The sequence below is a fragment of the Streptomyces sp. NPDC005931 genome (assembly GCF_042871235.1).
Taxonomy (GTDB): Bacteria; Actinomycetota; Actinomycetes; order Streptomycetales; family Streptomycetaceae; genus Streptomyces.
The window spans coordinates 565,828-588,385 of record NZ_JBIAIG010000002.1; the positions used below are offsets into that span (position 1 = coordinate 565,828).

Sequence of the window (22,558 nt, forward strand, 5' to 3'; positions counted from 1 at the left end):
GGAAGGCACCCACCATGCGACGCCCCTCGCTCCGCCGGACAATCGCGCTGGTCACAGCCGGTTTTCTGCTTCCCTCCCTCGCCGCGTGCGGCGCCGACGAGCAGGCCGGCGGGAGTGAGGGCGGCGACTCCTCCCTCGTCATCTACTCCGGCCGCAACGAAAAGCTGGTTCAGCCTCTTCTGGACAAGCTGGAGAAGGCCGTCGGCACCAAGGTCGAGGTCCGGTACGGCGACAGCGCGGAGCTCGCTGCGCAGATCCTGGAGGAGGGCGAGCGCACCAAGGCCGGGCTGTTCTTCTCCCAGGACGCCGGCGCGCTGGGCGCCCTCTCCAAGGAGGGCATGCTGGAGAAGCTGCCCCAGGCCACCGTCGAGAAGGTCGACCGCGCCTACCGCGGCTCCGACGGCGACTGGGTCGGCCTCTCGGGACGGGTCCGCGTCATCGCGTACAACCCGGACAAGGTCGCCGCGGACGACGTCCCCGACAGCGTCTTCGACGTCGTGGAGCCCCGGTGGAAGGGCAAGGTCGGCTTCGCGCCCACCAACGCCTCGTTCCAGGCGTTCGTCACCGGCATGCGCGTCCTGAAGGGCGACGACGCCACCCGCGCGTGGCTCGAGGACCTGAAGGCCAACGGCGCCAAGACCTACGCCCACAACCTCGCCACCCTGGACGCCGTCGAGGCCGGCGAGGTCTCCCTCGGCCTGGTCAACCACTACTACTGGTACGAGCGGGTCGCCGAGAAGGGCGAGGACAAGGTCGACGCCAAGCTGCACTTCCTGCCGGGCAAGGACCCCGGCGCGCTGATCAACGTGGCCGGCGCGGGCGTCCTGAAGGGCAGCGGGCAGAGCGAGGCGGCCCGCAAGGCCGTGGACTACCTGCTGTCGAAGGACGCGCAGACCTACTTCGCCGACAAGACCAAGGAGTACCCGCTGGCGGCGGGCGTCACCAGCACCGTGGAGGGCCTGCCGGCGTTCGAGTCGCTCGAATCCCCGGACATCGACCTCGGCGAACTGGACTCCCTGCAGGAGACCCTGGCCATGCTCCAGGACGTCGGACTGGTCTGAGCGCCGTGCCCACACCACCGTCCACCCCGCACCCGGGCGGGACCACCGCCCCGGACAGCCCCGGGCGCGGGATGGACCGGGGCCCTCTCCCCGGGACGCTCCCGCCCTCCGGGCCCGCGAGCCCCGGCGCCGCCCGCCGCACCCCCACGGCCGGCCGGCGACCGCCCCTGGTCCTCCTCGTCCCGGCGTGCCTGGCCGCCCTCTTCGCCCTGCTGCCGCTCGGCTACCTGGCCGTCCGCGCGCTGGAGCGCGGACCGGCCTTCGCCTGGCAGGTCGTCGCCGACGAACGCACCCTGGACCTGCTGGCCCGCAGCCTCGGCCTGACCGCCGTGGTCGTCGCCGCCTCCCTGGTCCTCGGGGTGTCCCTGGCCTGGTTGACCGTGCGCACCGCGCTGCCCGGCGCCCGCGCCTGGTCGGTGCTGGCCACCCTGCCGCTGGCCGTGCCCAGCTACGTCGCCGCCTTCGCCTGGCTGTCGGCCGAGCCGGACCTCGCCGGGTTCGGCGGCGCCGCGCTCGCCCTGACCCTGGTCAGCTTCCCCTACGTCCACCTGCCGGTCGCCGCCGCGCTTCGGGGCATCGACCCGGCCCAGGAGGAGGCCGCCCGCTCCCTCGGGCACGGCCCGCTGCGCACGTTCGCCAGGGTCACGCTGCCGCAGCTGCGCCCCGCCGCGGCGGGCGGCGCGCTGCTCGTCGCCCTGTACGTGCTGTCCGACTTCGGCGCGGTGTCCCTGATGCGGTACGACACCTTCACCCGCGCCATCCACACCTCCTACCGAGCCTCCTTCGACCGGACCCCGGCCGCCGCGCTCAGTGTCGTGCTGGTCGTGATGACCATCGCGCTGGTCGCCGCCGAGGCGCGGACGCGCGGACGCGCCGGCCACGCCAGGACCGGCGCGGGCACCGCCCGCCCGCCGGTCCCCCTCGCCCTCGGGCGGTGGCGGCCGCTCGCCCTGCTGTGGTGCGCGGTGGTGGTGGCGGTGGCCGTCGCCGTCCCGCTGGGCACCCTCGGCTACTGGCTGGCCGTCGGCAGCTCGGCCGGGCGGGACCTCGGCACCCTGGTGGAGACGGCCACGGCGACCCTCGGCGTCGCGGCGGCCGGCGCCGCCCTCACCACGCTGCTCGCCCTGCCGGTCGGCGTGATCGCCGCCCGGTACCGGGGGCGCGGCGCCCGCCTGCTCGAGCAGTCGGCCTACGCGGGCCACGCCCTCCCCGGCATCACGGTCGCCCTCGCCCTGGTCTTCTTCGCCGTGCGCTACGCCTACCCGCTCTACCAGCAACTCCCGCTGCTGGTCTGCGCGTACGCCGTGCTGTTCCTGCCGGTCGCGGTGGCCGCCACCCGCGCGGCCGTGCTCCAGGCGCCGCCCGTCCTCGAGGACGTGGCCCGCTCGCTCGGCCGCCGCCCGTGGCAGGTGCTGCGCGAGATCACCGTGCCGCTGGCCGCACCCGGTGTGGCGGCCGGGGCCGCGCTCACCTTCGTGGTGTGCATGAAGGAACTGCCGGCCACCCTGCTGCTCCGCCCCACCGGCATGGACACCCTGGCCACCCGCCTGTGGACCGAGACGGGCGCCGGCTCCTTCGCGGCCGCCGCCCCCTACGCCGCCGCGCTGATCCTGCTGGCGGCGGTCCCGTCGTACGTGCTGGGGAGGCACCGCACATGAACGAACTGCGCGTGGAGGGACTCACCAAGTCCTACGCGGCCGGGGCGCCGATCCTGCGCGGCCTGGAACTCACCGTCCCGGCGGGCGCGCTGGCGGCCGTCCTCGGCCCCTCGGGCTGCGGCAAGACGACGATGCTGCGGATCGTCGCCGGATTCCTGCGCGCCGACGGGGGCACGATCCGGCTCGGCGACCGCCTCCTCGAGGGCCCCGGCGCCCACGTCCCGCCGGAACGCCGCCGGGTCGGCATCGTCCCCCAGGAGGGCGCCCTCTTCCCGCACCTGAGCGTGGCCCGCAACGTCGCCTTCGGCCTGACCGGAGCCGACCGCGCGGAGCGGCGCCGCACGACGGAGGAGATGCTGGAGCTGGTGGGCCTGGCCGGCTACGGCGACCGCATGCCCCACGAACTCTCCGGCGGCCAGCAGCAGCGGATCGCGCTGGCCCGCGCCCTCGCTCCCCGGCCCGACCTGGTCCTGCTGGACGAGCCGTTCAACGCTCTGGACAGCGCCCTGAGGGCCGGGGTCCGGGCGGACGTACGAGCGGCCCTGCGGGCCACCGGAGCCACGGCGGTCCTGGTCACCCACGACCAGCAGGAGGCCCTGTCCACCGCCGACCTGGTCGCCGTCGTCCGCGACGGCCGCGTCGCGCAGTGCGCCACCCCCCAGGACCTCTACCGACGCCCCGCCGACCCCTGGATCGCCGGTTTCGTGGGCGACGCGGTCCTCCTCCCCGCCACGGTCGGCACCGACGGCACGGCACACACACCCCTCGGTACGGTCCCCCTGACCACCCCGCCCGACGGGCTGGGCACCGGTACGGTCCTGCTCCGCCCGGAACAGCTCGTGCTGACCGCCGCGGACGCCGAGGAGACGACCCGCGGCACGGTGACCGACATCGCCTACTACGGCCACGACGCCATGATCACGGTGACCGTCGAGACCCACGCCACCCCGATCACGATCCGCGTGGCGGGCCCGCTGCCGGTCGGGCCCGGGGAGCGGACGGGCATCCGGGTGGTGGGCGAGGCGGCCCTCCACCCGTAGGGGCGGCGCCGCTGCCGGCGCGGACCCGCCCGCTGCCGGCCGGCTCGGCCGGCCCGGTGCGCCGTCGGCCGGCGGGCCGGCGGGCACCTCGTCTTCCCTCCCCCGAGGAGGCGTAGGTGCCGCCCTCCCGTCGCACCACCGCCCGAGCCACCGGGCGGCCCCGCACGGCCGCATCCCCTACACCGCCGCACGCCCGTCGCACGCCCCGGCCCACCCGGCCGGGGCGTAGTCGCGCGCAATTACCCCCTGCGAACTCGCGATGAACGCCCCCATCGGCCGCCCTTTTGCCGGGAAAGCACGCCATTTAGCACGATGAACAATCTACTCGATCATACCTGGCAAACCGGTCAGGCAATTGATACCCATATCAACGCGGCTGTTTTCGCGAAAAAAGGGCGGGCTCCCGTTCTCCGCGGGGCGGCCGCGGGTGGCACTGGCCACGTCGGCGGGCATGGTGGCCCTCGGGTTCCTCGCCGTGCCGGGAGCTCTCCATGCGTCGCCACGGGCGACGACCTCGGTGATCCACGGGCCACGTCCGCACCACGACGCCGTGGGAACCGGGGACCGCGCCGGCGCGCCACCCCGAACCGGTCGCGCCCCGAGTGCTTCCCCGCCCGGACGCGACCCGCGGGAGCGCCCCCGCCTCCGGCCCGCACAACCCGCCCCGTGATCCTTCCGTCTTCCTCTCCCGGCGGGCCGTTCTCCATGGGGAAGAATGCGCCCGGTCGGCACCGCCGAAAAACAACACCATTGACTGTGCGGGCAACAAGAAAAAATGTGGCCAAAACCGAACAAATCGAATAAAGAATGAGTTCAATGCCATCAAGGGAGCTTTCGCGAATACCTCGCACGAGACTCTGGGCCGTGGCAGGCGCGGCGGTCCTCGGGTTCCTCGTCGTGCTGGAGTTCGCCGCGCGTCGCTACGACGTTCCGGGACCGATCACACATCAGGCGAGAGAGGTGGTGTTCGCCCCCACATCAGGGCCGCTGCTGTACGCCAGCATGGCGTTGATGCTGGTCGTGCTCACCTGGCGGCAGCGGTTCGTCGCGCTCGGCGCGGCGATCGGCATCGACGTCGTCTTCGCCCTGGTCCGGTGGGTCACCGGCACCGGGACGCCCGACGGCCACTCCTTCGGCAACGGCGCGCTGTGGGTGATCCTGGGCACCGCGGTCGTCGCCGTCACGCGCCGCACCGGCCGCGAACGCGTTCTGCTGCTGAAGGGCGTCGGGCTGGGCCTGCTGCTGGTCGCCGGCCGCAAGACGGGTGACACCTGGCTGCTGATCACGTCGAAGACCCGCCCGGCGGTGCTCGACCAGTACGTGGCTGTCGCCGACCACGCGCTGGGCAGTCCGTCCTGGGTGGTGGGCCGCCTGGTCGAGGCCGCGGGGCCGGCCGGCGCGCACCTCCTCGACTGGGTCTACACCCAGCTCGCGGTGGCCGCGGTGGCCGTCGCGCTGTACCAGCTGCGTCACGTCGCGGCCGAGCGCCGCTTCCCGCGCCACCACCTGGTCCGCACCTTCCTGACGATCGGCCTCGTCGGACCGGCCGTCTACATGATCTACCCCGTGGTGGGACCGGTCTTCCTCTACGGCACCGGCGCCTTCGGCACGGGCGGCGCGGAGTGGGCGGTGGCCGACCTCTGGCCCCACACCCCACCGCCGATCACCACGCCGCTGCCGGTGACCTACGACGAGGTCACGCCCCGCAACTGCATGCCCAGCCTGCACACGGCCTGGGCCACCGCCATCTTCCTCCACTCGCGCAGGGGGCCCCGTGCCCTGCGTTACGCAGGAACGTTTTGGCTCCTCACCACCCTCGGCGCGACGCTGGGATTCGGCTACCACTACGGCATAGACCTCGTGGCCGGCGTGGTCTTCACCCTCACGATAGAAGCGGCCCTGCGCACGTACGACCGCGGCTGGGACCGCTCCGGACTCTGGTTCGTCGCGTACGGAGCGACGGTCTTCGCCGCGATCCTGCTGTCGTCCCGCCACCTCTCCCTCGAGATGGCACACCACCCGTGGGCCTCCGGCCCCCTCCTCGTCCTGGCGATGGCCTCGGTGATCCACGGCTACGTGCGCACCACGAGCCGCTGGCAGGAACAGCCGACGACGCCGACGCGGCCACGGGAGCCGCAACTGGAGCCGATCTGAGCCGCCTGAGCCGCCCGAGCCGGCACGCCGGCCGCCGGCTCCCGGCCGGCCGGGCGGCTCCACCGCGTCCCCGCGGGCGGCGTGCCCCGGGTAGGCCGGCCTCGGGGAACCGGAACCCGGCGGGATCGCACACCACCCGCGTCGGCGGCCGCGTCGGCTTCGAGCCGCCGACCCTCGCCCTCGTGCGGTGCTGCCGGACCCCGGTCCGCCGCGTCGTGTCGGCCGTGGGCAACTCCATGGCCGGTCGTGACCCGCGTGAGGGCCACGACCGTCGCGAAGGCCCACGCATCACCGGGTTCCCCGGCGGTGACGGCGACGGCCGGGGAGGACCTGGTCCGGTGCCGCCCGCCGAAGGGCCAGAAGGGCCGTGCCACCTCGGTCGGTGGGCAGCCGTCGCGCGTCGGGGAGGGACGACGGCCTGACGGCCGGGCGAGGCCGTCGGGTAGTTCAGATGGCCTCGGGCCGCGCCGCACGCGTGCCCGGAGCGGGCGCCTGCGCATCCTCGGACGAGAAGATCTCGTCGTCTCCGAAGTCCGGGGCCCGGAACGGTTGTGTCGTCGGACGCGGCGACACGGCAGTGGGCCGGCCGGGCTGCCCTTCGGGGGCGGAGAACAGTGACGTCGGGTCGATGGGAGGTCTGCCTTTCGTTACAGGCCCCTGCAGGGGCCTGGGGTGCCCTGACCGGGCACTACGGAGCTACAGCTTGGTCATTTTCGCGTACGGGCTCAGGATGCGCATGCGCGCCGAGCCGAAGTCCACGAGCGCGGCGACTCCCTCCTCGATACCGAGGACCCGGCCGAGGCCGTACACGTCGTGGGTGACCTGGTCGCCCACGTCGAAGTGCTTGGGAGCCGGAATGACCGGTGCCTTGAAGGGGCTGGTGGGCAGGTGACGCTTCGGTGCCGCAGGCTTTGTCATGACTCAGTATGAGCCTACGCCGGTCCTCCTTGCTGTGGCCGGCGGCACAAACCCGACCAGAGCGACCACGTCACGCCGTGGCATCGGGTCTTTCGCGAAGCCGAGAACGGCGGGGGACTCAGCGCCAGTCGTCGATCACGTAGGCGTCCGGGTGGCTGTAGCCGGGTTCGTTGGCCTTGTGCATGGTCACCCCTTGCAGCCAGGTGCGGAAACCGCGGTCGACCATGCGCCGGTAGGCGTCCTGGGGGGCCAGGTTCATGCCGGCGTCCAGTTGCCCGAGTCCCTTCTCGGTGGCCAGTTGCTCGCACGCGCTCAGCAGTCGTTCGAACCGGTCCGCGGCGTCCGGGCCGGGGCGTACGGCGCCGAACTTGACGAAGCACACGTCCTCACCGGCCTCCGACCCCGCTCCGCAGTGGCAGACAGCCAGACCGTCGAAGTCGGAGCCGGTGCCCTCGAGGAAGACGGTGTCACCGAGCCCCTGCGCCTGTGTGGCAATGATCTCGCGCTCCAGGCTCAGGCCCTCGTACACGGCCCCCGTCAGCGCACGACTGAGACCCAGTGCATCGAACTGCTCGGCGGCGGTCAGCTCGCCGTACAGGACGCGCCCGGGGACTGCGGAGCCGGCGGTGACCTGTTTCTTCATGATGGCGGTGAGGAATCGGGGCCAGAAACCGTACCGGCGGTAGAGCTCGAGGTGCTTGGGACTGTGCGAGAAGGTGAACAGGCCGAGGTGGCGGCTCTCCCAGGTGTCGAAGCAGGCCATGACCGGTTCCATGAGGCGGCTGCCGATGCCCCGGTCCCACAGGTCCGGACGCACGGTCAGCGGGCCGAAGAACCCGACGCTGCCCCAGTCGGTGGCGAAGTTCGATCCGACGACCTCGCCCTCGACGGTCGCTGCGAAGGCCGCGTGCGGATCTGCCGCCCAGCGCGTGCGGACGTAGTCGGCGGTCCCGAAGAACGTCTCCGGCTCAGGGGCCCCGAGGAAGGTCCCGAAGGCGACCCTGAAGATCTCGTCGGCCCGGTCCAGGTCCGGCTCGACCAGCGGGCGGACCGACACCGAGGCGGCGACACTCGTGCGCTTCTCCGCGGACATGTTCGCTCTCCTTTCCGCCCCCGGTTCCATGGCACCACGGACGTGCTGAGCGGGCGAAGCGACCGGTCCGGCGGTACCTCAAGGATCGAGCGGCCGCGTTCCCCGACGACCGGGCGGACGTCTTCCCGTCGCTCGACGACCCGCTGGGCCACGGTCCGCCGGGGCCTCCGAGGAGCCGGAGGAACGAGTCTCAGCCATGGTCACTGAACGGCCATGCCGAGTGCCGCACCCCGGGGATTCCGGTGAACCGCCCCAGGCCGAGCTCGTCCAGTACTAAAGTTCCGCCGTGCGCTGCGTGTGCTGCACGTCACACAGGGTCATCCCGCCGGATGGTGAGGAGCGACAGCCTGTCGCCTGGGGCGTGCGTTGTCGGGGTGGGGGGTCATGTACGAGTTGATCAAGGGTGCCAACGTAGGTCTGGCAGCCCTCAGCGGGAGCGTCGACTCCGTGATCGTGAGTCTGGCCTGGACCAGCCCGACGGGAGAGGGCGACGCGGATGTCTCCGTCCTGCTGCTGAACGCAGACGGCAAGGTGCGCAGCGACGCCGACTTCTACTTCTACAACAACCCGGTCGCCGTGGACGGGAGCGTGCAGCTTCTGGGCAAGACGCCGACGGGGAGCGGTAGCAAGGACCGGATCAGCTTCGACCTGACCGCAATCCCGGACGACATCCATCGGATCGTGGTGGCCGCGAGCCGGTACGACGGAGCGGAGTTCGGGGAACTGGACGATCTGCAGCTGACGTTGGCCGACGGCTCCGGCGAGACCCTGCTTCGGTTCGCCATCGAGGATGCCGGCCCGGTGAGCGCGTTCATCTTCGGTGAGCTCTACCGCCGCGGCGGAGAGTGGAAGATACGGGCCGTCGGACAGGGCTACGGCGCCGGACTGGCGGGTCTGGCGACGGATTTCGGCGTGGACATCGAGGACGACGCGGCGGCAGAGGAGTCGTTGGAAGGTGCGGCGGACGACGAGCAGGCGGACACAACGTCCCCCGCTCCCGCCGCCGATCGCGCACCCCGAACGACCCTGGAGGCCATTCCGGCACCCCGGCAGCCTCACGAGGACGCCGAATCCAGGAAGCCGCCTGCACGGCCCCGCACCGCGAAGAAGAAGGTCACCCTGCCCAAGGCGGCCAAGAAGTCCCTGGCGGAGAACGAGTCCTGGAAGGCGGCCAGGCTCTTCCCGGTCTCCGCGCTCAAGAGCGATCGGGACCGCGAAATGCGGGCCACCTCCGTGTTGCTGTCGGTCATGAGCCAGATCCCGGAGTTCGGCCGCAGGCTCACCGCCGCGTTCGGAGCGCCCGCGGGCCGCATGGAGACGTTCACCGAGGTCTCGCTGCCGCACGGCGACAGCCCACGGCGCCCTGACGGGGTGATCCGCGTCGAGCGGGCCGGCAAACTCTGGACGGCGTTGGTGGAGACCAAGACCAACGGCAACGCCATCAAGGCCGAGCAGGTGCAGGCGTACATGGACATCGCTGCCCGCAGGGGCTACGAGGCCGTGATCACCCTGTCGAACGACGTCGCACTGGAAGGCAGCCCGCTGGTCGACGTCAGGATCGACGGGCGGCGCAAGCACAAGGTCGCTCTCTGGCACCTCTCCTGGGCTGAAGTGGCCCACCAGGCACAGATGCTGATCCGGCACGAGGGCGTGGGCAACGCGGCGCACGCGTGGCTGCTCCAGGAACTGCTGCATTACCTGCAGCACGAGAACTCCGGATGCCACGGGTTCCAGAACATGGGCGCGGCCTGGGTCCCCGTACGCAACGGAATCGACGACGAGACCCTGTGCCAGGGAGACCCCCGAGCCCTTGAGGTGGTGGAGAGCTGGGAGCGGCTCATCCGCCAGGTCTGTCTCAGCCTCGGGGGCGAACTCGGGCGCAAGGTGCTGCCGGTCCAGCGCTCCAGGCGCGGAGCCGATCCCGGGGTCCGTCGGACCCACCTGGCCGACCAGCTCTGTCTGGAAGGAAGACTCCAGGCCGAGCTGCGCATCGAGGGCACACCCGGCGTTCTCGCGATCACAGCGGACCTGCGTACGGGCAAACTCCGTACGTCCATCGAGATTCCTGCGCCCGAGCAGGGCTACCCGCTCACGCGGGCGAAACGGCTCGTCCGACGCCTCGCGGACGCTCCCGCCGACCTCCACATCGAGACCTTGGTGGAGGGCGAGGCAGGAGGCCCACGGGGCACACTGGAACGGCTGCGCCCGGAGCCGGCGGACATGCTGCCGAAGAACGGCACACAGATCACCGGTTTCCGCCTGTCCCTGTTCAAGGGCATGGGCAGCAGCCGTGGCAACGCCGAGTCCGGCTTCATCCGCAGTGTCGACGACGCCGTGCACCGGTTCCACGCCACGGTGGTGGCCCACCTGGACCGCCCGGCACTTCGACGACCCCAGCCCTCAGAACGAACTGCCACCGGATGAGAGTGCCCGGTGTGCCCGCTTGCCCGATGTTCCCGACGGTTTCCCGCACCATCCGGCACGCGACTGGGCGCCGCTTCTTCGTCTGAGCCACCTGTCGGCAGGTAGGCCCAACCGATATTTCCGGCGGGGACGTGCGTCGTGTCCTAGCCTCCTGCCTGATGAAGAGACGCCCCCACATCACCCCCTGACGTGAAGGAACATCTACCGCTCTTCCTGAAGCGTGAACAGCAGAGAGGCCCAGGTCTCGACCTGGGCCTTCCTCATGGAGCGGGTGACGAGAATCGAACTCCGCTCTCAGCTTGGGAAGCTGGGATCATTTGCGGTCGGTTCAAGTGCTGACCGTGGGTGAACGGCTTCGGCGTGGCCTCCTCGTGCCCGACCGCTTCAACCGTGGTTCCCCGCTGTTCCCCGCTCGATCTGCTGCGTTTGTGGTGCGGTAGCGGTGCGACGCTCAGTGGGCTGTGCGTCCCTACCACTTCCGCTACTCGTCCGTGAGCTGGTAGCGGCCCAGCGCGTGGCGACCCAAACGGTCACCGGGGCCGAAGCCGATGGATGACCGGCTGTGCATGCAGGGCATTTTGCTTCTTGTACCAGAGATATTGCCTGGCAACGCCTGCTCCACGGATCATGATCGAGTTGCGTGCTCCCAGAAGGCCGGCGTACGACCAGACACACTCGCCCTTACACGTGAGCCGTGCAGAGCGAATACTGTGTTTGCCCTGCACATGGCCGTGGCGCCGGGTAGATTTCCGTGCCTTGGGGATGCCGGGAGCCGTCTGCGCCCGGCCGCACGGGGAGGTGCGGGAGCGGTGGGTAAATCGGCAACTGAGCTCGGCCGGGAGATCGGCAAGACCGGTCGACAGATGAACCTGCTGCTGCACAGGTATGGCTACCTGACGGGCGAGCCAGGCGCGTACTCCCTAACCGACAAGGGAGAGGAGTACGGTACCCAAGAGGATCATTACAGGGGAAACGTCAGGTCCCTGCACTACTACCGTCAGTGGACTACAACGACCTGGAGCGATGAGACTCTCGCGGCTCTGCTGAACGACATGGCCGATGCGCCGACTCCGCCCGAGCCCGCCGAGTCGTTCCCTGACGATGGCGTGACCGTCTTCGAAGCCGAGCCGGTCGATGCCACTGACCGGGGTACATCCGAGAGCACCAGTGAGCGAGTCGATCTGCGAATGATTACGATCGCCGCCGCGCTGCTGGTTGGGGCGAAGGCTGTGCAGATTGCGGCTCCGCACGCGCGACGCTGGTGGTCTGAGACTGCTGCGCCCGCGACATCGCGCGTGTTGAAGCGAGTGAAGCGACAGGACCCGGCGGACAACGACGACGAGACGGAAGCCTAAGACCGCTGTCGCGGTAGAAGGCATCAACAACACGGGGCCCCTCCGAGCCGATCAGGAACGGTACCGCTAGAGGCGGGAGCTCAACGGCGGATGGGAATCTCGTACACGATCTCGCAGACTGCGGCGGGCACGACGATGTCCGCGGTCTTCACGGGCCGCCCCTGGTCGCTGTAGTACGTCCGCCGGATGTGCGTGACGAGCGCGCCCTTGTGAACGCCCAGGAGTGAGGCCTCCTCGGCGGTCGCCTGCCTCGGCTCCGGTTGCTCCACGGCGTGGCTGACGGTGATGCCGATCTCCGCCATGCGGTTCACGACCCCTGTCCCGGAGTGCGGCCCTCCCTCGGGGAGGACGACGAGCGGGCCGGCGGTGAGGTCGTACGGCTCCCAGCTCGTAGACAGCTGCACCAGCCGGCCGTCGGCGAGGAACTCGTACGCCGTCCGCACGCACAGTGCACCCTCGGCGAACCGAGGCGCGTGGCGATCTCCGCCGGTGCCGGAACCTTGGCCTCGGTCCGGCTCTCCCAGTCGCCCTGCTTGCCCACGGCCTGCAGTGTCCACCGCTGTCCGGCCCTGTTGGTGTCAGGTACTGGTGTCAGCGCAGAGCGCCGCCCTTGGCATGCGCAACTCAGCGTACGGGGGCCTGTCGCGAAAGTGGATCGTCTGTCAGACCTGCCTGGGAGGCTCCGAGCATGGAGATGACAGTGCAACTCACGATCGATTGCTCCGATCCGCAGAGAATGGTGACTTTCTGGGCCGAGGCCCTGGGCTACGTGCCTGAGCCTCCGCCGGGCGGGCACGCCACGTGGCGTGCTTACTGGGCGGCGGTGGGGGTGCCTGAGGCAGAGTTGCCGGCCGGTGCTGGGGATATTCCGGAGTCGATCATCGATCCCGCGGGACGTGGACCGAGGGTGTGGTTCCAGCAGGTTCCGGAGCCGAAGGTCGCCAAGAACCGGTGGCACTTCGACCTGAAGGTCGGTGGAGGCCGTGACGTCCCACTGGACGTCCGCACACAGCGGGTCAGGGCTACGGTGGAACGACTGGTCAAAGCTGGTGCCACCGTGCTGCGGATCAAGGATGAGCCGGACATGGGGCTCTATGCCGCCGCCATGCAGGACCCCGAGGGCAACGAATTCGACGTCGTCTGAGGATCGCCGCCGGACTGGACGACCTCGTACGCGCCGAACGTGCGAAGCACCACACCGACGACCGTGCGCACCACAGGGAGGAACTGTCGGCGGGCTAATGGTGCGGTTGTGGTGCGGCACCTGCTCGCCGGTCTGGACAACAAAGAACCCCCGGGTCGATGACCTGGGGGTTTCACATGGAGCGGGTGACGAGAATCGAACTCGCGCTCTCAGCTTGGGAAGCTGATGTTCTACCATTAAACTACACCCGCGTAACACAGCCGCCCGAGCGTCGATCTTCATCGGTGTCCGGACGCCCGCTCACTCTACCTCATGTCAGGCCCTCGGTGCTCGAAGCCCGGGGGCCTGATGGTGTTTCAGGGGATGGATGCGGCTGCGGTGGGCAGAAGTTGGGGCGTACGGTGAAGGGGGTGCGGCAAGGGCCGGGTGGGTGCGGAGTGCCGCCTGGAGGGTCGTCTCTTTGATCCCGTAATGTGGCTTTTGTCGTCAGGGCAGCAAGCCAGACGCGGCTCTTGGGGAAGGGACTCTTGGACTTGATGGAGCGCACCGTCGTCCGCTGTGCCGATGGGCACGTGTTCACCGCCACCTCGTTCCCGATGCAGCAGGCCGAGCGACTCGGTCCCGGTCGGCTTCTGCGGTGTCCGCGCTGTGCGCGGCTCCGCAGTGTCGTTCCGGTCACGCTCGAGAAGCGGTAGGGGGCACAGAGGCAGCGAGCGGGCGGCGAACAGGCAGCACAGCGGCACGCGACCTGGCGCGTGGGGCGGCGCGATGGTGGCCGGTCCGCGCGCCTTGCGTATTCTCGGGGGGTGCTTCTCTCTGACAAGGACATCCGGGCCGAGATCGACGCCGGGCGCGTGCGCATCGATCCCTACGACGACTCCATGGTGCAGCCGTCCAGCATCGACGTGCGTCTCGACCGCTACTTCCGGGTGTTCGAGAACCACCGCTACCCCCACATCGACCCGTCGGTCGAGCAGGCGGACCTGACCCGGCTGGTGGAGCCGGAGGGGGACGAGCCGTTCATCCTGCACCCCGGGGAGTTCGTGCTGGCCAGCACGTACGAGGTCATCACGCTGCCGGACGACCTCGCCTCCCGGCTGGAGGGGAAGAGCTCGCTGGGGCGGTTGGGGCTGGTGACGCACTCCACCGCCGGGTTCATCGACCCCGGGTTCTCCGGCCACGTGACCCTTGAGTTGTCGAATCTCGCGACGCTGCCGATCAAGCTGTGGCCCGGGATGAAGATCGGGCAGCTGTGCATGTTCCGGCTCAGCTCACCGGCGGAGGCCCCCTACGGCAGTGAGCGCTACGGGTCCCGCTACCAGGGACAGCGCGGCCCGACGGCCTCGCGGTCCTACCTCAACTTCCACCGGACCCAGGTGTGAGCGGCAGGAGTGACATGAGCGAGGCGCGGGAGAACCTGACCTACGAGAAGTTCGGCATCGCCGTGCGCGAGCTGGCGCAGACGATCGCCGACGACGGTTACCGGCCCGACGTCGTGCTGAGCATCGCCCGCGGCGGTGTGTTCGTCGCCGGCGGGCTCGCGTACGCCCTCGACTGCAAGAACATCCACCTGGTGAACGTCGAGTTCTACACCGGTGTGGGGACCACGCTCGAGATGCCGGTCATGCTCGCCCCCGTCCCCAACGCGATCGATTTCACCGACAAGAAGGTGCTGATCGCCGACGATGTCGCCGACACCGGCAAGACGCTCAAGCTCGTGCACGACTTCTGCCTCGACCACGTGGCCGAGGTGCGGTCCGCCGTGATCTACGAGAAGACGCAGTCGCTCGTGAAGTGCGAATACGTCTGGAAGCGCACCGACGAGTGGATCAATTTCCCGTGGAGTGTCCTGCCTCCGGTGCACGCGTCGGGCAGCGCGCCGAAGGAGAACAGGGAAGCGATCTGACGCGGGGCTTCGGGTGTCGGCCCGCGCGGGGAGCCTGAGCGGCTCAGGGCCTCGTTGACGCCCTGGTCCCTCCGTGCGTCGACGTCTCCCTCTTTTCCTGCACACGCAGCGGTGCATTGCGGCGGTCTTGTGATGTTTTATCCAGACTTTATGGGTACCCGGGGGTCGATCATTCAGATCGCGAACCCGGGAGACAAGAGTGACCAGTCACACGCAACCCACCATGGAAACGCACCCGGACATCCTCGAGATGCGGGCACGCCACGAGCGGGCGGCCACCACCCCGCGTGCGCAGGCGATCGAGGCACTGGGCGTGGTCACCGGTGTGTACCTGGCGGCCTCTCCGTGGATCGTGGGGTTCAGCGGCTTCTCGACCCTGGCCGTCACGAACCTCATCGTGGGGCTGACGTACGCGCTGCTCATGGGTGGCTTCGGCCACGCCTACGAACGCACGCACAGCATGGCCTGGGCCGCCGCCGTACTTGGCGCATGGACCGTCATCGCGCCCTGGGTGGTGTCCGGCGACGTGGACACCACGAGGACGGTCACCAACAACATCATCGTCGGGCTGATCGCCCTCCTCCTGGCCCTGGCCGCGGCGTCCAGTGCCGGCATGCGCTCCGACCGCGAGATGCGCGGTGCGTCGTCCGGGTACGGAGGCCGCACCACTTCCTAGGCGCGCAGAACCCGCTCAGCCGCAGTGACACGAGAAGGGGCTCCGAAAGGAGCCCCTTGTCCGTCGTGTGCGGTGGCTGGTGCGAGGTGCCTCAGAACGTGCCCAGCTTCACGATCGACAGCAGCGCGATCAGCTGGATCGCCGACGCGCCCAGGGCCTTCGGCCAGGGCAGGTCGTGGGAGCGGCTGACCATCAGGGTCAGCAGGGCACCGGCCGCCACCCAGGTGGCCCAGCCGAGGAGCTGGACGAAGGTCGCGTCGCCGCCGGCGAACATGGCGAAGATCAGGCGCGGGGTGTCCGTGATGGGCATGATCAGCATGGAGAGGCCGACCGTGGGCTGCCAGGCGCCGTCGCCGCCGAGCTGGCGGGCCACGGTGTGGGTCACCACGCCCAGGATGAAGGCGCTGAGCACCATCGCCACGGCCGTCGTCAGGACGATCGGGATCGCGTTCGACAGAGTGGCGTTGATCGCGTCCTCGCGGGCGCCGTCGAAGCCGAAGACGGCGAGCAGGCCGTAGAGGAACGTGACGATCAGGGCGGGGCCCCACATCGTGTAGTCCCGCATCTGGAGGAACGTCCGGGCCGGGGACAGGACGATGCCCTTGAGCAGGTCCTTCCAGTGCAGGCGTGGGCCGACAGGGCCGGGGGGCGGGGCCGAGCCGGCGCGGTACGTGTCGCCCTGGTTGTAGGGGTCCTCACCGACGGAGAAGGCCTGGGTGTGACCCGGGTTGTTGGCATACGGGTCGTGCGGGCCCTGGTGGCCCGACGGGTACGCCCCGTCGCCGCCGAAGTACTCGGGCTCACCGTGACCGCCGTGGCCACCGGGGCCGTGTCCGCCGTGCGCGTGCGGCCATGGGCCGCCGGCACCCCCGCCGGGGCCGCCGCTGTACGGCGGCTGCTGCGGGTACGGCTGCGGCGCCTGCGGGTAGCCGTACGACGGCCCCTGCGGTGCTTGCTGTCCGTACGGGGGGTGTTGCGGTCGCGCGTGAGGAGCGCCGTTGTTGTTGTCCCGGCCGCGTCCGATCCTGAATCCAGCCACGCCTTCGAACGTACCTGGTCCCGGAGGGTGACGTGCCGGGCCTCCGCTTCCGGGCCCGGGTTTGCGGCCGAGCTGTGACATCCCCTAAGGGGTAGTCAGGTTCCCGTGCCCGTGACCCGGGAGGGTTGCGCCCTACGGGTCGTCGCGCGCGGGGAGTTGTCGGAGCCCCGGACCGCCCCGGACCGCCCCGGACCGCCCCGGTCCATGAGCCCGCCGCCGCACTCGGGCGGGGACGAGGCGGCCCGAACCGCCACGGACCAGGGGGACACCCGGACTGCCGCGGACGCCCGAACCGCCGTGAGGATGCGGACGCCCGAACCGCCGCGGACGAGGTGGACGCCGCCCTGGTCCGCCGTGCCCTCGACGTCCGGACGAGGGGGGAACGCGGGGCGCGCCGGCCCGGTGACCGCCGGTCGGCGGGTCCGCCCCGCCGGGCCCCGGGTGGGACGGGGGCCCGGCGAGGCCGGCGGGCGGAGTGCTCCCCGGCGAGCGAGGGCGGTGGTGTGCCGCTCAGTCGGCGAAGTTCGCGCCGAAGTAGGGCAGGCCCGCCGTGGAGACCCCCGAGCTGCTCGGGGAGATCATGCGGGCGCCGGTGGTGACGATCTTCGTGCCGCCGGAGGGCAGGTAGGTCACGGCGCCGTCCCCGGCGTTCTCCGCGGAGCCGACGACCAGGTCGGCCTTCCCGTCACCGGTGAGGTCGTCGAGCTTGACGTCCAGGCCGAACCTGTCGCCGTCCTCGTCACCGCCCGGGACGCCCGTGCTGTTCTGGGTGAAGGACTGGGCGCCGGAGGTGGTGTCGAGGCCGTTCGCGGTGCCGTACAGGAGCGTGACCGCGCCGGTGTCGGCGGCGGCGCCGATGTTCTCGCCGGAGACGCCGACGGCGAGGTCGAGGAAGCCGTCGCCGTTGATGTCGCCGAGGTCGAGTTCGTAGCCGAAGTAGTCGTCGCCCTCGGCGGCGCCGGGGACGTTGCCCGTGTCCTGGGTGATGCCGGTGACCGCGCCGGGGCCGGCGGCCGAGCCGTAGGTGACCCAGACCTTGCCGCCCTTGCCGGAGTCCGGGACGGGGGTGCCGTCCTCGGTGGTGGGGTTCCAGTAGGCGCCGCTGACGATGTCGCCGAAGCCGTCCCTGTCGATGTCGCCGATCGCGGTGATCACGCCCGGCTTGAGCGCTTCGGCCGCGGCGGTGCTCAGACCGCTCGGCGAACCGGGGACGAAGTAGTTCCGGTTCCAGCCGTAGGACGTGTCGAGCTCGAAGCCGTCGACGACCAGGTCGGTGCGGCCGTCGCCGTTGACGTCGCCGGCGGTGAGGTTCAGCGGGCCGTCGGCGTCGCTGCCCATGATCGGGGGCTTGAGGGTGTACCGGCCGCCCGAGGCGCCGGAGGTGGTGAAGCCGCCCTTGAAGACGTGGAGGGTGGCGTTGTCGCTGCCGACGGCCAGGTCGGCCTTGCCGTCGCCGTCGAAGTCGCCGGCGGCGAGGGTCTTGCCCCACAGGTCGTGGGAGGAGGGCGCCGGGTCGACGACGTTGATCGCCTTGCCGGTGATGCCCGACGGCGAGCCCCACAGGATGGCGACACCGCCGGCGTCCCGGTCGGTGCCGACGTCCTCCAGCGGGGAGGAGACGGCGATGTCGTCGTAGCCGTCGCCGTTGAAGTCGGCGTACGCGGCGTCCGTGCCGAAGGCGTCGTCGGCCTCGGCGGTCCCGGGCACGCCGGTGGTGTTCTGGCTGAGCGTGTGGCGCCGGGTGGCGGACACACCGGTGGACGTGCCGTAGAGGACGACGAGCTGGCCGGCCTCGGACTTGCCGCCGACGTAGGCGTTCTGGGCGGAGACGGCCACGTCGCCGCGGCCGTCCCCGTTGAAGTCGGCCTCGGCCACGTGGGTGGAGTCGGCGGCGGTGGCCGGCGTGGCGGCGAACGTGAGCAGACCGCCCGTGAGCGCGCCGGCGGTGGCCGTCGCGAGGGCGAGTCGCAGTGTCTGGTGCATGCGGTTCTCCAGCGGCATGCGGGGGATGCCTGGCGGGCATCCGGCGTCGATGAGGTGCCGGTGCCGTCGGGTTCGCCGGGAGCCGAGCCCTGGTTCACCGTCCGGTCGGCGATCAGGAGACCGTCGGCAACCGGCCAGGGTTGTACGTGACTTCGGCGTGATGCCGGCGCGGTCGGCCGTTCCCGACGCCGCGGAGCTGTGCGGCCGTCGCCGCGGGGTCGTCCGTGGACCGCCGCAGGTGTGTCGGTGCGGTGGCACGACGACGCCCCCGTACCCACGAGGGGCCACGGGGGCGTCGGTCGTGCCGGGGGACCGCAGGAGGGCCGTTACTTCACCGGCTCCGGCTCCGGGGCGTTCTCGGAGTCGGTCGTGCCCGCAGGGGGCTCGTCGTCCGGGACCGGGGTCTTGACGGAGTCCAGCAGCAGCTGGGCCACGTCGACGACCTGGATGGACTCCTTGGCCTTGCCGTCGTTCTTCTTGCCGTTGACCGAGTCGGTGAGCATGACCAGGCAGAACGGGCAGGCGGTGGAGACGATGTCCGGGTTCAGGGAGAGGGCCTCGTCGACGCGCTCGTTGTTGATGCGCTTGCCGATCCGCTCCTCCATCCACATCCGGGCGCCGCCGGCGCCACAGCAGAAGCCGCGCTCCTTGTGGCGGTGCATCTCCTCGTTGCGCAGGCCCGGGACCTTGCCGATGATCTCGCGCGGGGGCGTGTAGATCTTGTTGTGGCGGCCCAGGTAGCACGGGTCGTGGTACGTGATGATGCCCTCGACCGGGGTGACCGGGATCAGCTTGCCCTCGTCGACGAGGTGCTGGAGCAGCTGGGTGTGGTGGATGACCTCGTAGTCGCCGCCGAGCTGCGGGTACTCGTTGCCGAGCGTGTTGAGGCAGTGCGGGCAGGTGGCGACGATCTTCTTCGCCGACTTCGGCTTCTGCGACTCCGCGGTGACCTTCCCGTCGTCGTCCAGCTCCTCGCCGAACGCCGTGTTCAGGGCCATCACGTTCTCCATGCCGAGCTCCTGGAACAGGGGCTCGTTGCCCAGGCGGCGGGCGGAGTCACCGGTGCACTTCTCGTCGCCGCCCATGATCGCGAACTTGACGCCCGCGATGTGCAGCAGCTCGGCGAAGGCCTTGGTGGTCTTCTTGGCGCGGTCCTCGAGGGCGCCGGCGCAGCCGACCCAGTAGAGGTACTCGACCTCGGACAGGTCCTCGATGTCCTTGCCGACGACCGGGACCTCGAAGTCGACCTCCTTGGTCCACTCCAGGCGCTGCTTCTTCGCCAGGCCCCAGGGGTTGCCCTTCTTCTCCAGGTTCTTGAGCATCGTGCCCGCCTCCGAGGGGAAGCTGGACTCGATCATCACCTGGTAGCGGCGCATGTCGACGATGTGGTCGACATGCTCGATGTCCACCGGGCACTGCTCGACACAGGCGCCGCAGGTGGTGCAGGACCACAGGACGTCCGGGTCGATGACGCCGTTCTCCTCGGCGGTGCCGATCAGCGGGCGCTCGGCCTCGGCGAGGGCCGACGCCGGGACGCCGGCGAGCTGCTCCTCGGACGCCCTCTCCTCGCCCTCCATCGTCTTGCCGCCGCCCGCGAGCAGGTACGGCGCCTTGGCGTGGGCGTGATCCCGCAGGGACATGATCAGCAGCTTCGGGGAGAGCGGCTTGCCCGTGTTCCATGCGGGGCACTGCGACTGGCAGCGACCGCACTCGGTGCAGGTGGAGAAGTCCAGCAGGCCCTTCCAGGAGAACTGCTCGACCTGGGAGACACCGAAGACGTCGTCGTCGCCCGGGTCCTCGAAGTTGATCGGTTTGCCGCCGGAGGTCATCGGCTGGAGCGCGCCGAGGGCGGTCTCCCCGGTGGCGTTGCGCTTGAACCAGATGTTCGGGAAGGCCAGGAAGCGGTGCCAGGCCACACCCATGTTGGTGTTCAGACTGACCGTGATCATCCAGATCATGGTCGTGCCCAGCTTGATCATCGCGAAGAGGTAGACCAGGTTCTGCAGCGTGGCCACGCTCAGGCCGTCGAAGGCCAGGATCAGCGGGTACGAGGCGAAGTACGCGGCCTCGTAGTGCTCCACGTGGTGCAGCGCGCCCTCCAGGCCGCGCAGCACGTAGATGGCCAGGCCGATGGTGAAGATGACGTACTCGACGAAGTACGCCTGGCCCATCTTCGAGCCGGCGAAGCGGGACTTGCGGCCCGGGCGCGAGGGCAGGTTCAGCAGGCGGATGACCATCAGCGTGACGATGCCGAGGGTGGTCATCGCGGCGATGAACTCGATGTACAGCTCGTACGGCAGGAAGCCGCCGATCACCGGCAGGGTCCAGTCGGCCTGGAAGAGCTGTCCGTACGCGGTGATGATCGTCGGCGGCAGCGTCAGGAAGCCGATCGCCACGAACCAGTGGGCGACGCCGACGATGCCCCACCGGTTCATGCGCGTGTGGCCGAGGAACTCCCGTACCAGGGTCACGCTGCGCTGGTAGGGATTGTCGGTCCGGGTACCGGCCGGGACCGGCTGGCCCAGCTTGAAGTACCGGACGAACTGGCCGATGGCGCGGGCGAGCAGGGCGACGCCGACCACGGTCAGGGCCAGCGACACGATGATCGCGGCGAGTTGCATGGGGGCTCCTCGGGCCTGCGAGGGGTTTCGTCGGGGGCTCCGTTGCGGGTACCCCGAAATTACTAAGCGGTAACTTATGCAGTCCGTCTGAGACTACCCCTATCTTCGGCCGCACTGTAGCCGGGCGCGGGGTGATCTGAATCGCTGAGGCTTGCCTGAGATGGCATCCGGGTGTGGCGGTCGGGTGGCGCTCGGGATCTGATCGTGTTATTCGCGCTAAATCGTCACATACACCCCTAACTTATATCCGTGCTCTATGGGATCGCCGCCGCCATCGCGGCCCTGTCGCTCTGTGCCCTCCTCGCCGGACTGTTGAGGGGGGTGCCGCTGTCCCGCGGATTCGCCGTCGTGCTGGTGACCGGCCTGGTCGCGGGGGTGGGCGACCGGACCGGGGTCGCGCCGCTCGGCGCCGGTGTCGGAGGCCTGTTGGCCGCCGGGGCCTGCGTGGCCGTGCTCGGGCCGCTCCTGGACGCCGGGCGGCTGCGCTGGTGGGTGCCCGTCGCCGGTACGGCCGTGGCGGCCGCGTGCGTCGTGCCGTATGAGGAGACGGGGGTCGCGGGCGGACTGCTCGCGGTGGCGTGGATCGTGGGGTTCACCACCGCCTTCCGCGGACTCGGCCGCGGGGGTGGTCCGGCCGGTGCCGTGGGGGTGGTGACCGCCTTCGGGCTCGCCGCCTGCGCGGCGGCCGAGTTGATGGACGGGATCGCGGTGCTGCTGACCGTGCTGGGCGCGGCGCTGGCCGGGTTCCTGCTCGCTGCCCGACCGCGCGACCTTCCGCGGGACCGGCCGCACGACCCTCCGCAGGACCGGTCGCACGACCGGCCGCGGGACGGGGCGCACGACGGACCGCACGTCCGACCACCTCACGTCCGGCCGTCTGCCCGGCCGGACGACCGTCCGTACACCCCTCCGCACGCCCGGCCCGCCGCGCGGATCGCCCTCGGGGCGAGCGGCTCCCTGTTCACCGGGTTCGTGCTCGCCGCGGCAGCGGTGTTCGTCCGGGCCGGGCAGCCGGTCGTCCCGAGTGCCGGGGTGCTGTTCGCGCTCGGCGCGGTGGTCTGCGCCGACGGGGTGCTGGTGCTGCTCTCGCGGCGGCTGAACCGGCGACCCCTCACGCGCGGCGCCCCGGATCACCTCCCGCACCGGCTGCGCCGGCTCGGCCTCGCCCCCCGCGCGGTGACCGCGCTGCTCTGCATCGGTGCGCTGGGCGGGGTACTCGTGGCGGTGCTCGCGCACCTCCGGGGGGCCGGCGCGGGCGGGGCGCCGTGGGTGGCGGCGGTGGCCCTGGTGGTCGTGGTCGCGCTGTTGCGCGTCCCGGTGTACGGGAATTTCCGGCCCCGTAGAGGGTCTCCGGTTGCGTCTTCCCAGGTCAGCGCGCGGTTGCGCGTAAGGAGCGGATAAGAGTTGAGTCGAGTGGACTCAGCTCTGTTGACCCTGCGCCGGGCGTCAGGCATGCTTGAGTCCGTTCCACTCAAGTCAGCTGGAG

Annotated in this window: 16 protein-coding genes, 1 tRNA gene and 1 pseudogene; 11 read left to right on the top strand and 7 right to left on the bottom strand. The window is 70.5% G+C overall.

Going from position 1 to position 22,558, the window contains the following annotated elements:
- Nucleotides 1-14: 14 nt before the first annotated feature.
- From ACFYOV_RS06545 to ACFYOV_RS06560, 4 genes are all read left to right on the top strand, one after another.
- Nucleotides 15-1,061, top strand: coding sequence for an iron ABC transporter substrate-binding protein (locus ACFYOV_RS06545; protein WP_389083544.1), 1,047 nt, complete (start codon nucleotides 15-17; stop codon nucleotides 1,059-1,061).
- 71 nt (nucleotides 1,062-1,132) lie between these two features.
- Nucleotides 1,133-2,719: an ABC transporter permease gene (locus tag ACFYOV_RS06550; protein WP_389084100.1), complete on the top strand. Its 1,587-nt coding sequence runs from the start codon at nucleotides 1,133-1,135 to the stop codon at nucleotides 2,717-2,719.
- Nucleotides 2,716-3,759 carry an ABC transporter ATP-binding protein gene (locus ACFYOV_RS06555; RefSeq protein ID WP_389083546.1) on the top strand — a complete coding sequence of 348 codons (1,044 nt, stop codon included), beginning with the start codon at nucleotides 2,716-2,718 and terminating at the stop codon, nucleotides 3,757-3,759. Before ACFYOV_RS06550 ends, ACFYOV_RS06555 begins: the two co-directional genes overlap by 4 nt.
- 807 nt (nucleotides 3,760-4,566) lie before the next feature.
- The gene (locus ACFYOV_RS06560; protein WP_389083549.1) at nucleotides 4,567-5,913 is read left to right on the top strand and encodes a phosphatase PAP2 family protein; all 1,347 of its coding nucleotides are present in this window, start codon (nucleotides 4,567-4,569) and stop codon (nucleotides 5,911-5,913) included.
- A gap of 696 nt (nucleotides 5,914-6,609) precedes the next feature.
- Here the strand turns inward: ACFYOV_RS06560 and ACFYOV_RS06565 are convergent.
- Together ACFYOV_RS06565 and ACFYOV_RS06570 are read right to left on the bottom strand one after the other, a co-directional pair.
- Nucleotides 6,610-6,831 carry a hypothetical protein gene (locus ACFYOV_RS06565; protein WP_389083552.1) on the bottom strand — a complete coding sequence of 74 codons (222 nt, stop codon included), beginning with the start codon at nucleotides 6,829-6,831 and terminating at the stop codon, nucleotides 6,610-6,612.
- A 118-nt stretch (nucleotides 6,832-6,949) separates the two neighbouring features.
- Complete coding sequence (locus ACFYOV_RS06570; protein ID WP_389083555.1) at nucleotides 6,950-7,924, bottom strand: GNAT family N-acetyltransferase; 975 nt, start codon at nucleotides 7,922-7,924, stop codon at nucleotides 6,950-6,952.
- A 384-nt stretch (nucleotides 7,925-8,308) separates the two neighbouring features.
- Between ACFYOV_RS06570 and ACFYOV_RS06575 the strand changes: the two genes are divergently transcribed.
- Together ACFYOV_RS06575 and ACFYOV_RS06580 are read left to right on the top strand one after the other, a co-directional pair.
- Nucleotides 8,309-10,348: a TerD family protein gene (locus ACFYOV_RS06575; protein WP_389083558.1), complete on the top strand. Its 2,040-nt coding sequence runs from the start codon at nucleotides 8,309-8,311 to the stop codon at nucleotides 10,346-10,348.
- An 809-nt stretch (nucleotides 10,349-11,157) separates the two neighbouring features.
- Nucleotides 11,158-11,703 (top strand): hypothetical protein, encoded by a 546-nt coding sequence (locus tag ACFYOV_RS06580; protein ID WP_389083560.1) that lies wholly within the window; start codon nucleotides 11,158-11,160, stop codon nucleotides 11,701-11,703.
- 80 nt (nucleotides 11,704-11,783) lie between these two features.
- On the opposite strand, the pseudogene ACFYOV_RS06585 reads toward ACFYOV_RS06580, so the two are convergent.
- A pseudogene (locus ACFYOV_RS06585) lies at nucleotides 11,784-12,262 on the bottom strand (UTRA domain-containing protein); the annotation flags it as partial.
- A 129-nt stretch (nucleotides 12,263-12,391) separates the two neighbouring features.
- On the opposite strand from ACFYOV_RS06585, the gene ACFYOV_RS06590 reads away from it, so the two are divergent.
- Nucleotides 12,392-12,847 (top strand): VOC family protein, encoded by a 456-nt coding sequence (locus tag ACFYOV_RS06590; RefSeq protein WP_389083563.1) that lies wholly within the window; start codon nucleotides 12,392-12,394, stop codon nucleotides 12,845-12,847.
- A gap of 177 nt (nucleotides 12,848-13,024) precedes the next feature.
- Here ACFYOV_RS06590 and ACFYOV_RS06595 read toward each other — a convergent pair.
- Nucleotides 13,025-13,098 (bottom strand) — tRNA-Gly (locus tag ACFYOV_RS06595).
- Nucleotides 13,099-13,653: 555 nt separating this feature from the next.
- Here ACFYOV_RS06595 and dcd point away from each other — a divergent pair.
- The 3 genes from dcd (at nucleotide 13,654) to ACFYOV_RS06610 (ending at nucleotide 15,429) form a co-directional block, all read left to right on the top strand.
- Nucleotides 13,654-14,229: a dCTP deaminase gene (gene dcd, locus ACFYOV_RS06600; protein ID WP_389083565.1), complete on the top strand. Its 576-nt coding sequence runs from the start codon at nucleotides 13,654-13,656 to the stop codon at nucleotides 14,227-14,229.
- A gap of 14 nt (nucleotides 14,230-14,243) precedes the next feature.
- Complete coding sequence (locus ACFYOV_RS06605; protein ID WP_389083567.1) at nucleotides 14,244-14,753, top strand: phosphoribosyltransferase; 510 nt, start codon at nucleotides 14,244-14,246, stop codon at nucleotides 14,751-14,753.
- A gap of 223 nt (nucleotides 14,754-14,976) precedes the next feature.
- Nucleotides 14,977-15,429, top strand: a complete 453-nt coding sequence (locus ACFYOV_RS06610) for an SPW repeat protein (protein ID WP_389083569.1) — start codon at nucleotides 14,977-14,979, stop codon at nucleotides 15,427-15,429.
- A gap of 91 nt (nucleotides 15,430-15,520) precedes the next feature.
- Here ACFYOV_RS06610 and ACFYOV_RS06615 read toward each other — a convergent pair whose 3' ends face one another.
- From ACFYOV_RS06615 to ACFYOV_RS06625, 3 genes are all read right to left on the bottom strand, one after another.
- Nucleotides 15,521-16,549, bottom strand: coding sequence for a Yip1 family protein (locus tag ACFYOV_RS06615; protein ID WP_389083572.1), 1,029 nt, complete (start codon nucleotides 16,547-16,549; stop codon nucleotides 15,521-15,523).
- A 429-nt stretch (nucleotides 16,550-16,978) separates the two neighbouring features.
- Nucleotides 16,979-18,451 (bottom strand): VCBS repeat-containing protein, encoded by a 1,473-nt coding sequence (locus ACFYOV_RS06620; RefSeq protein WP_389083574.1) that lies wholly within the window; start codon nucleotides 18,449-18,451, stop codon nucleotides 16,979-16,981.
- Between the two features lie 326 nt (nucleotides 18,452-18,777).
- A complete protein-coding gene (locus tag ACFYOV_RS06625) occupies nucleotides 18,778-21,072 on the bottom strand; it encodes a (Fe-S)-binding protein (protein ID WP_389083576.1) in 2,295 nt (764 codons plus the stop codon).
- A 249-nt stretch (nucleotides 21,073-21,321) separates the two neighbouring features.
- On the opposite strand from ACFYOV_RS06625, the gene ACFYOV_RS06630 reads away from it, so the two are divergent.
- Nucleotides 21,322-22,473, top strand: coding sequence for an undecaprenyl/decaprenyl-phosphate alpha-N-acetylglucosaminyl 1-phosphate transferase (locus tag ACFYOV_RS06630; protein ID WP_389083578.1), 1,152 nt, complete (start codon nucleotides 21,322-21,324; stop codon nucleotides 22,471-22,473).
- The last annotated feature ends 85 nt before the right edge of the window (nucleotides 22,474-22,558 follow it).

Coding starts and splice junctions, on each gene's coding strand:
- ACFYOV_RS06575 (WP_389083558.1), top strand. CDS start 8,309: ATGTACGAGTTGATCAAGGGTGCCAACGTAGGTCTGGCAGCCCTCAGC.
- ACFYOV_RS06615 (WP_389083572.1), bottom strand. CDS start 16,549: ATGTCACAGCTCGGCCGCAAACCCGGGCCCGGAAGCGGAGGCCCGGCA.
- ACFYOV_RS06590 (WP_389083563.1), top strand. CDS start 12,392: ATGGAGATGACAGTGCAACTCACGATCGATTGCTCCGATCCGCAGAGA.
- ACFYOV_RS06550 (WP_389084100.1), top strand. CDS start 1,133: ATGGACCGGGGCCCTCTCCCCGGGACGCTCCCGCCCTCCGGGCCCGCG.
- ACFYOV_RS06605 (WP_389083567.1), top strand. CDS start 14,244: ATGAGCGAGGCGCGGGAGAACCTGACCTACGAGAAGTTCGGCATCGCC.
- ACFYOV_RS06620 (WP_389083574.1), bottom strand. CDS start 18,451: ATGCACCAGACACTGCGACTCGCCCTCGCGACGGCCACCGCCGGCGCG.
- ACFYOV_RS06555 (WP_389083546.1), top strand. CDS start 2,716: ATGAACGAACTGCGCGTGGAGGGACTCACCAAGTCCTACGCGGCCGGG.
- ACFYOV_RS06625 (WP_389083576.1), bottom strand. CDS start 21,072: ATGCAACTCGCCGCGATCATCGTGTCGCTGGCCCTGACCGTGGTCGGC.
- ACFYOV_RS06545 (WP_389083544.1), top strand. CDS start 15: ATGCGACGCCCCTCGCTCCGCCGGACAATCGCGCTGGTCACAGCCGGT.
- ACFYOV_RS06565 (WP_389083552.1), bottom strand. CDS start 6,831: ATGACAAAGCCTGCGGCACCGAAGCGTCACCTGCCCACCAGCCCCTTC.
- ACFYOV_RS06570 (WP_389083555.1), bottom strand. CDS start 7,924: ATGTCCGCGGAGAAGCGCACGAGTGTCGCCGCCTCGGTGTCGGTCCGC.
- ACFYOV_RS06560 (WP_389083549.1), top strand. CDS start 4,567: ATGAGTTCAATGCCATCAAGGGAGCTTTCGCGAATACCTCGCACGAGA.
- ACFYOV_RS06610 (WP_389083569.1), top strand. CDS start 14,977: ATGGAAACGCACCCGGACATCCTCGAGATGCGGGCACGCCACGAGCGG.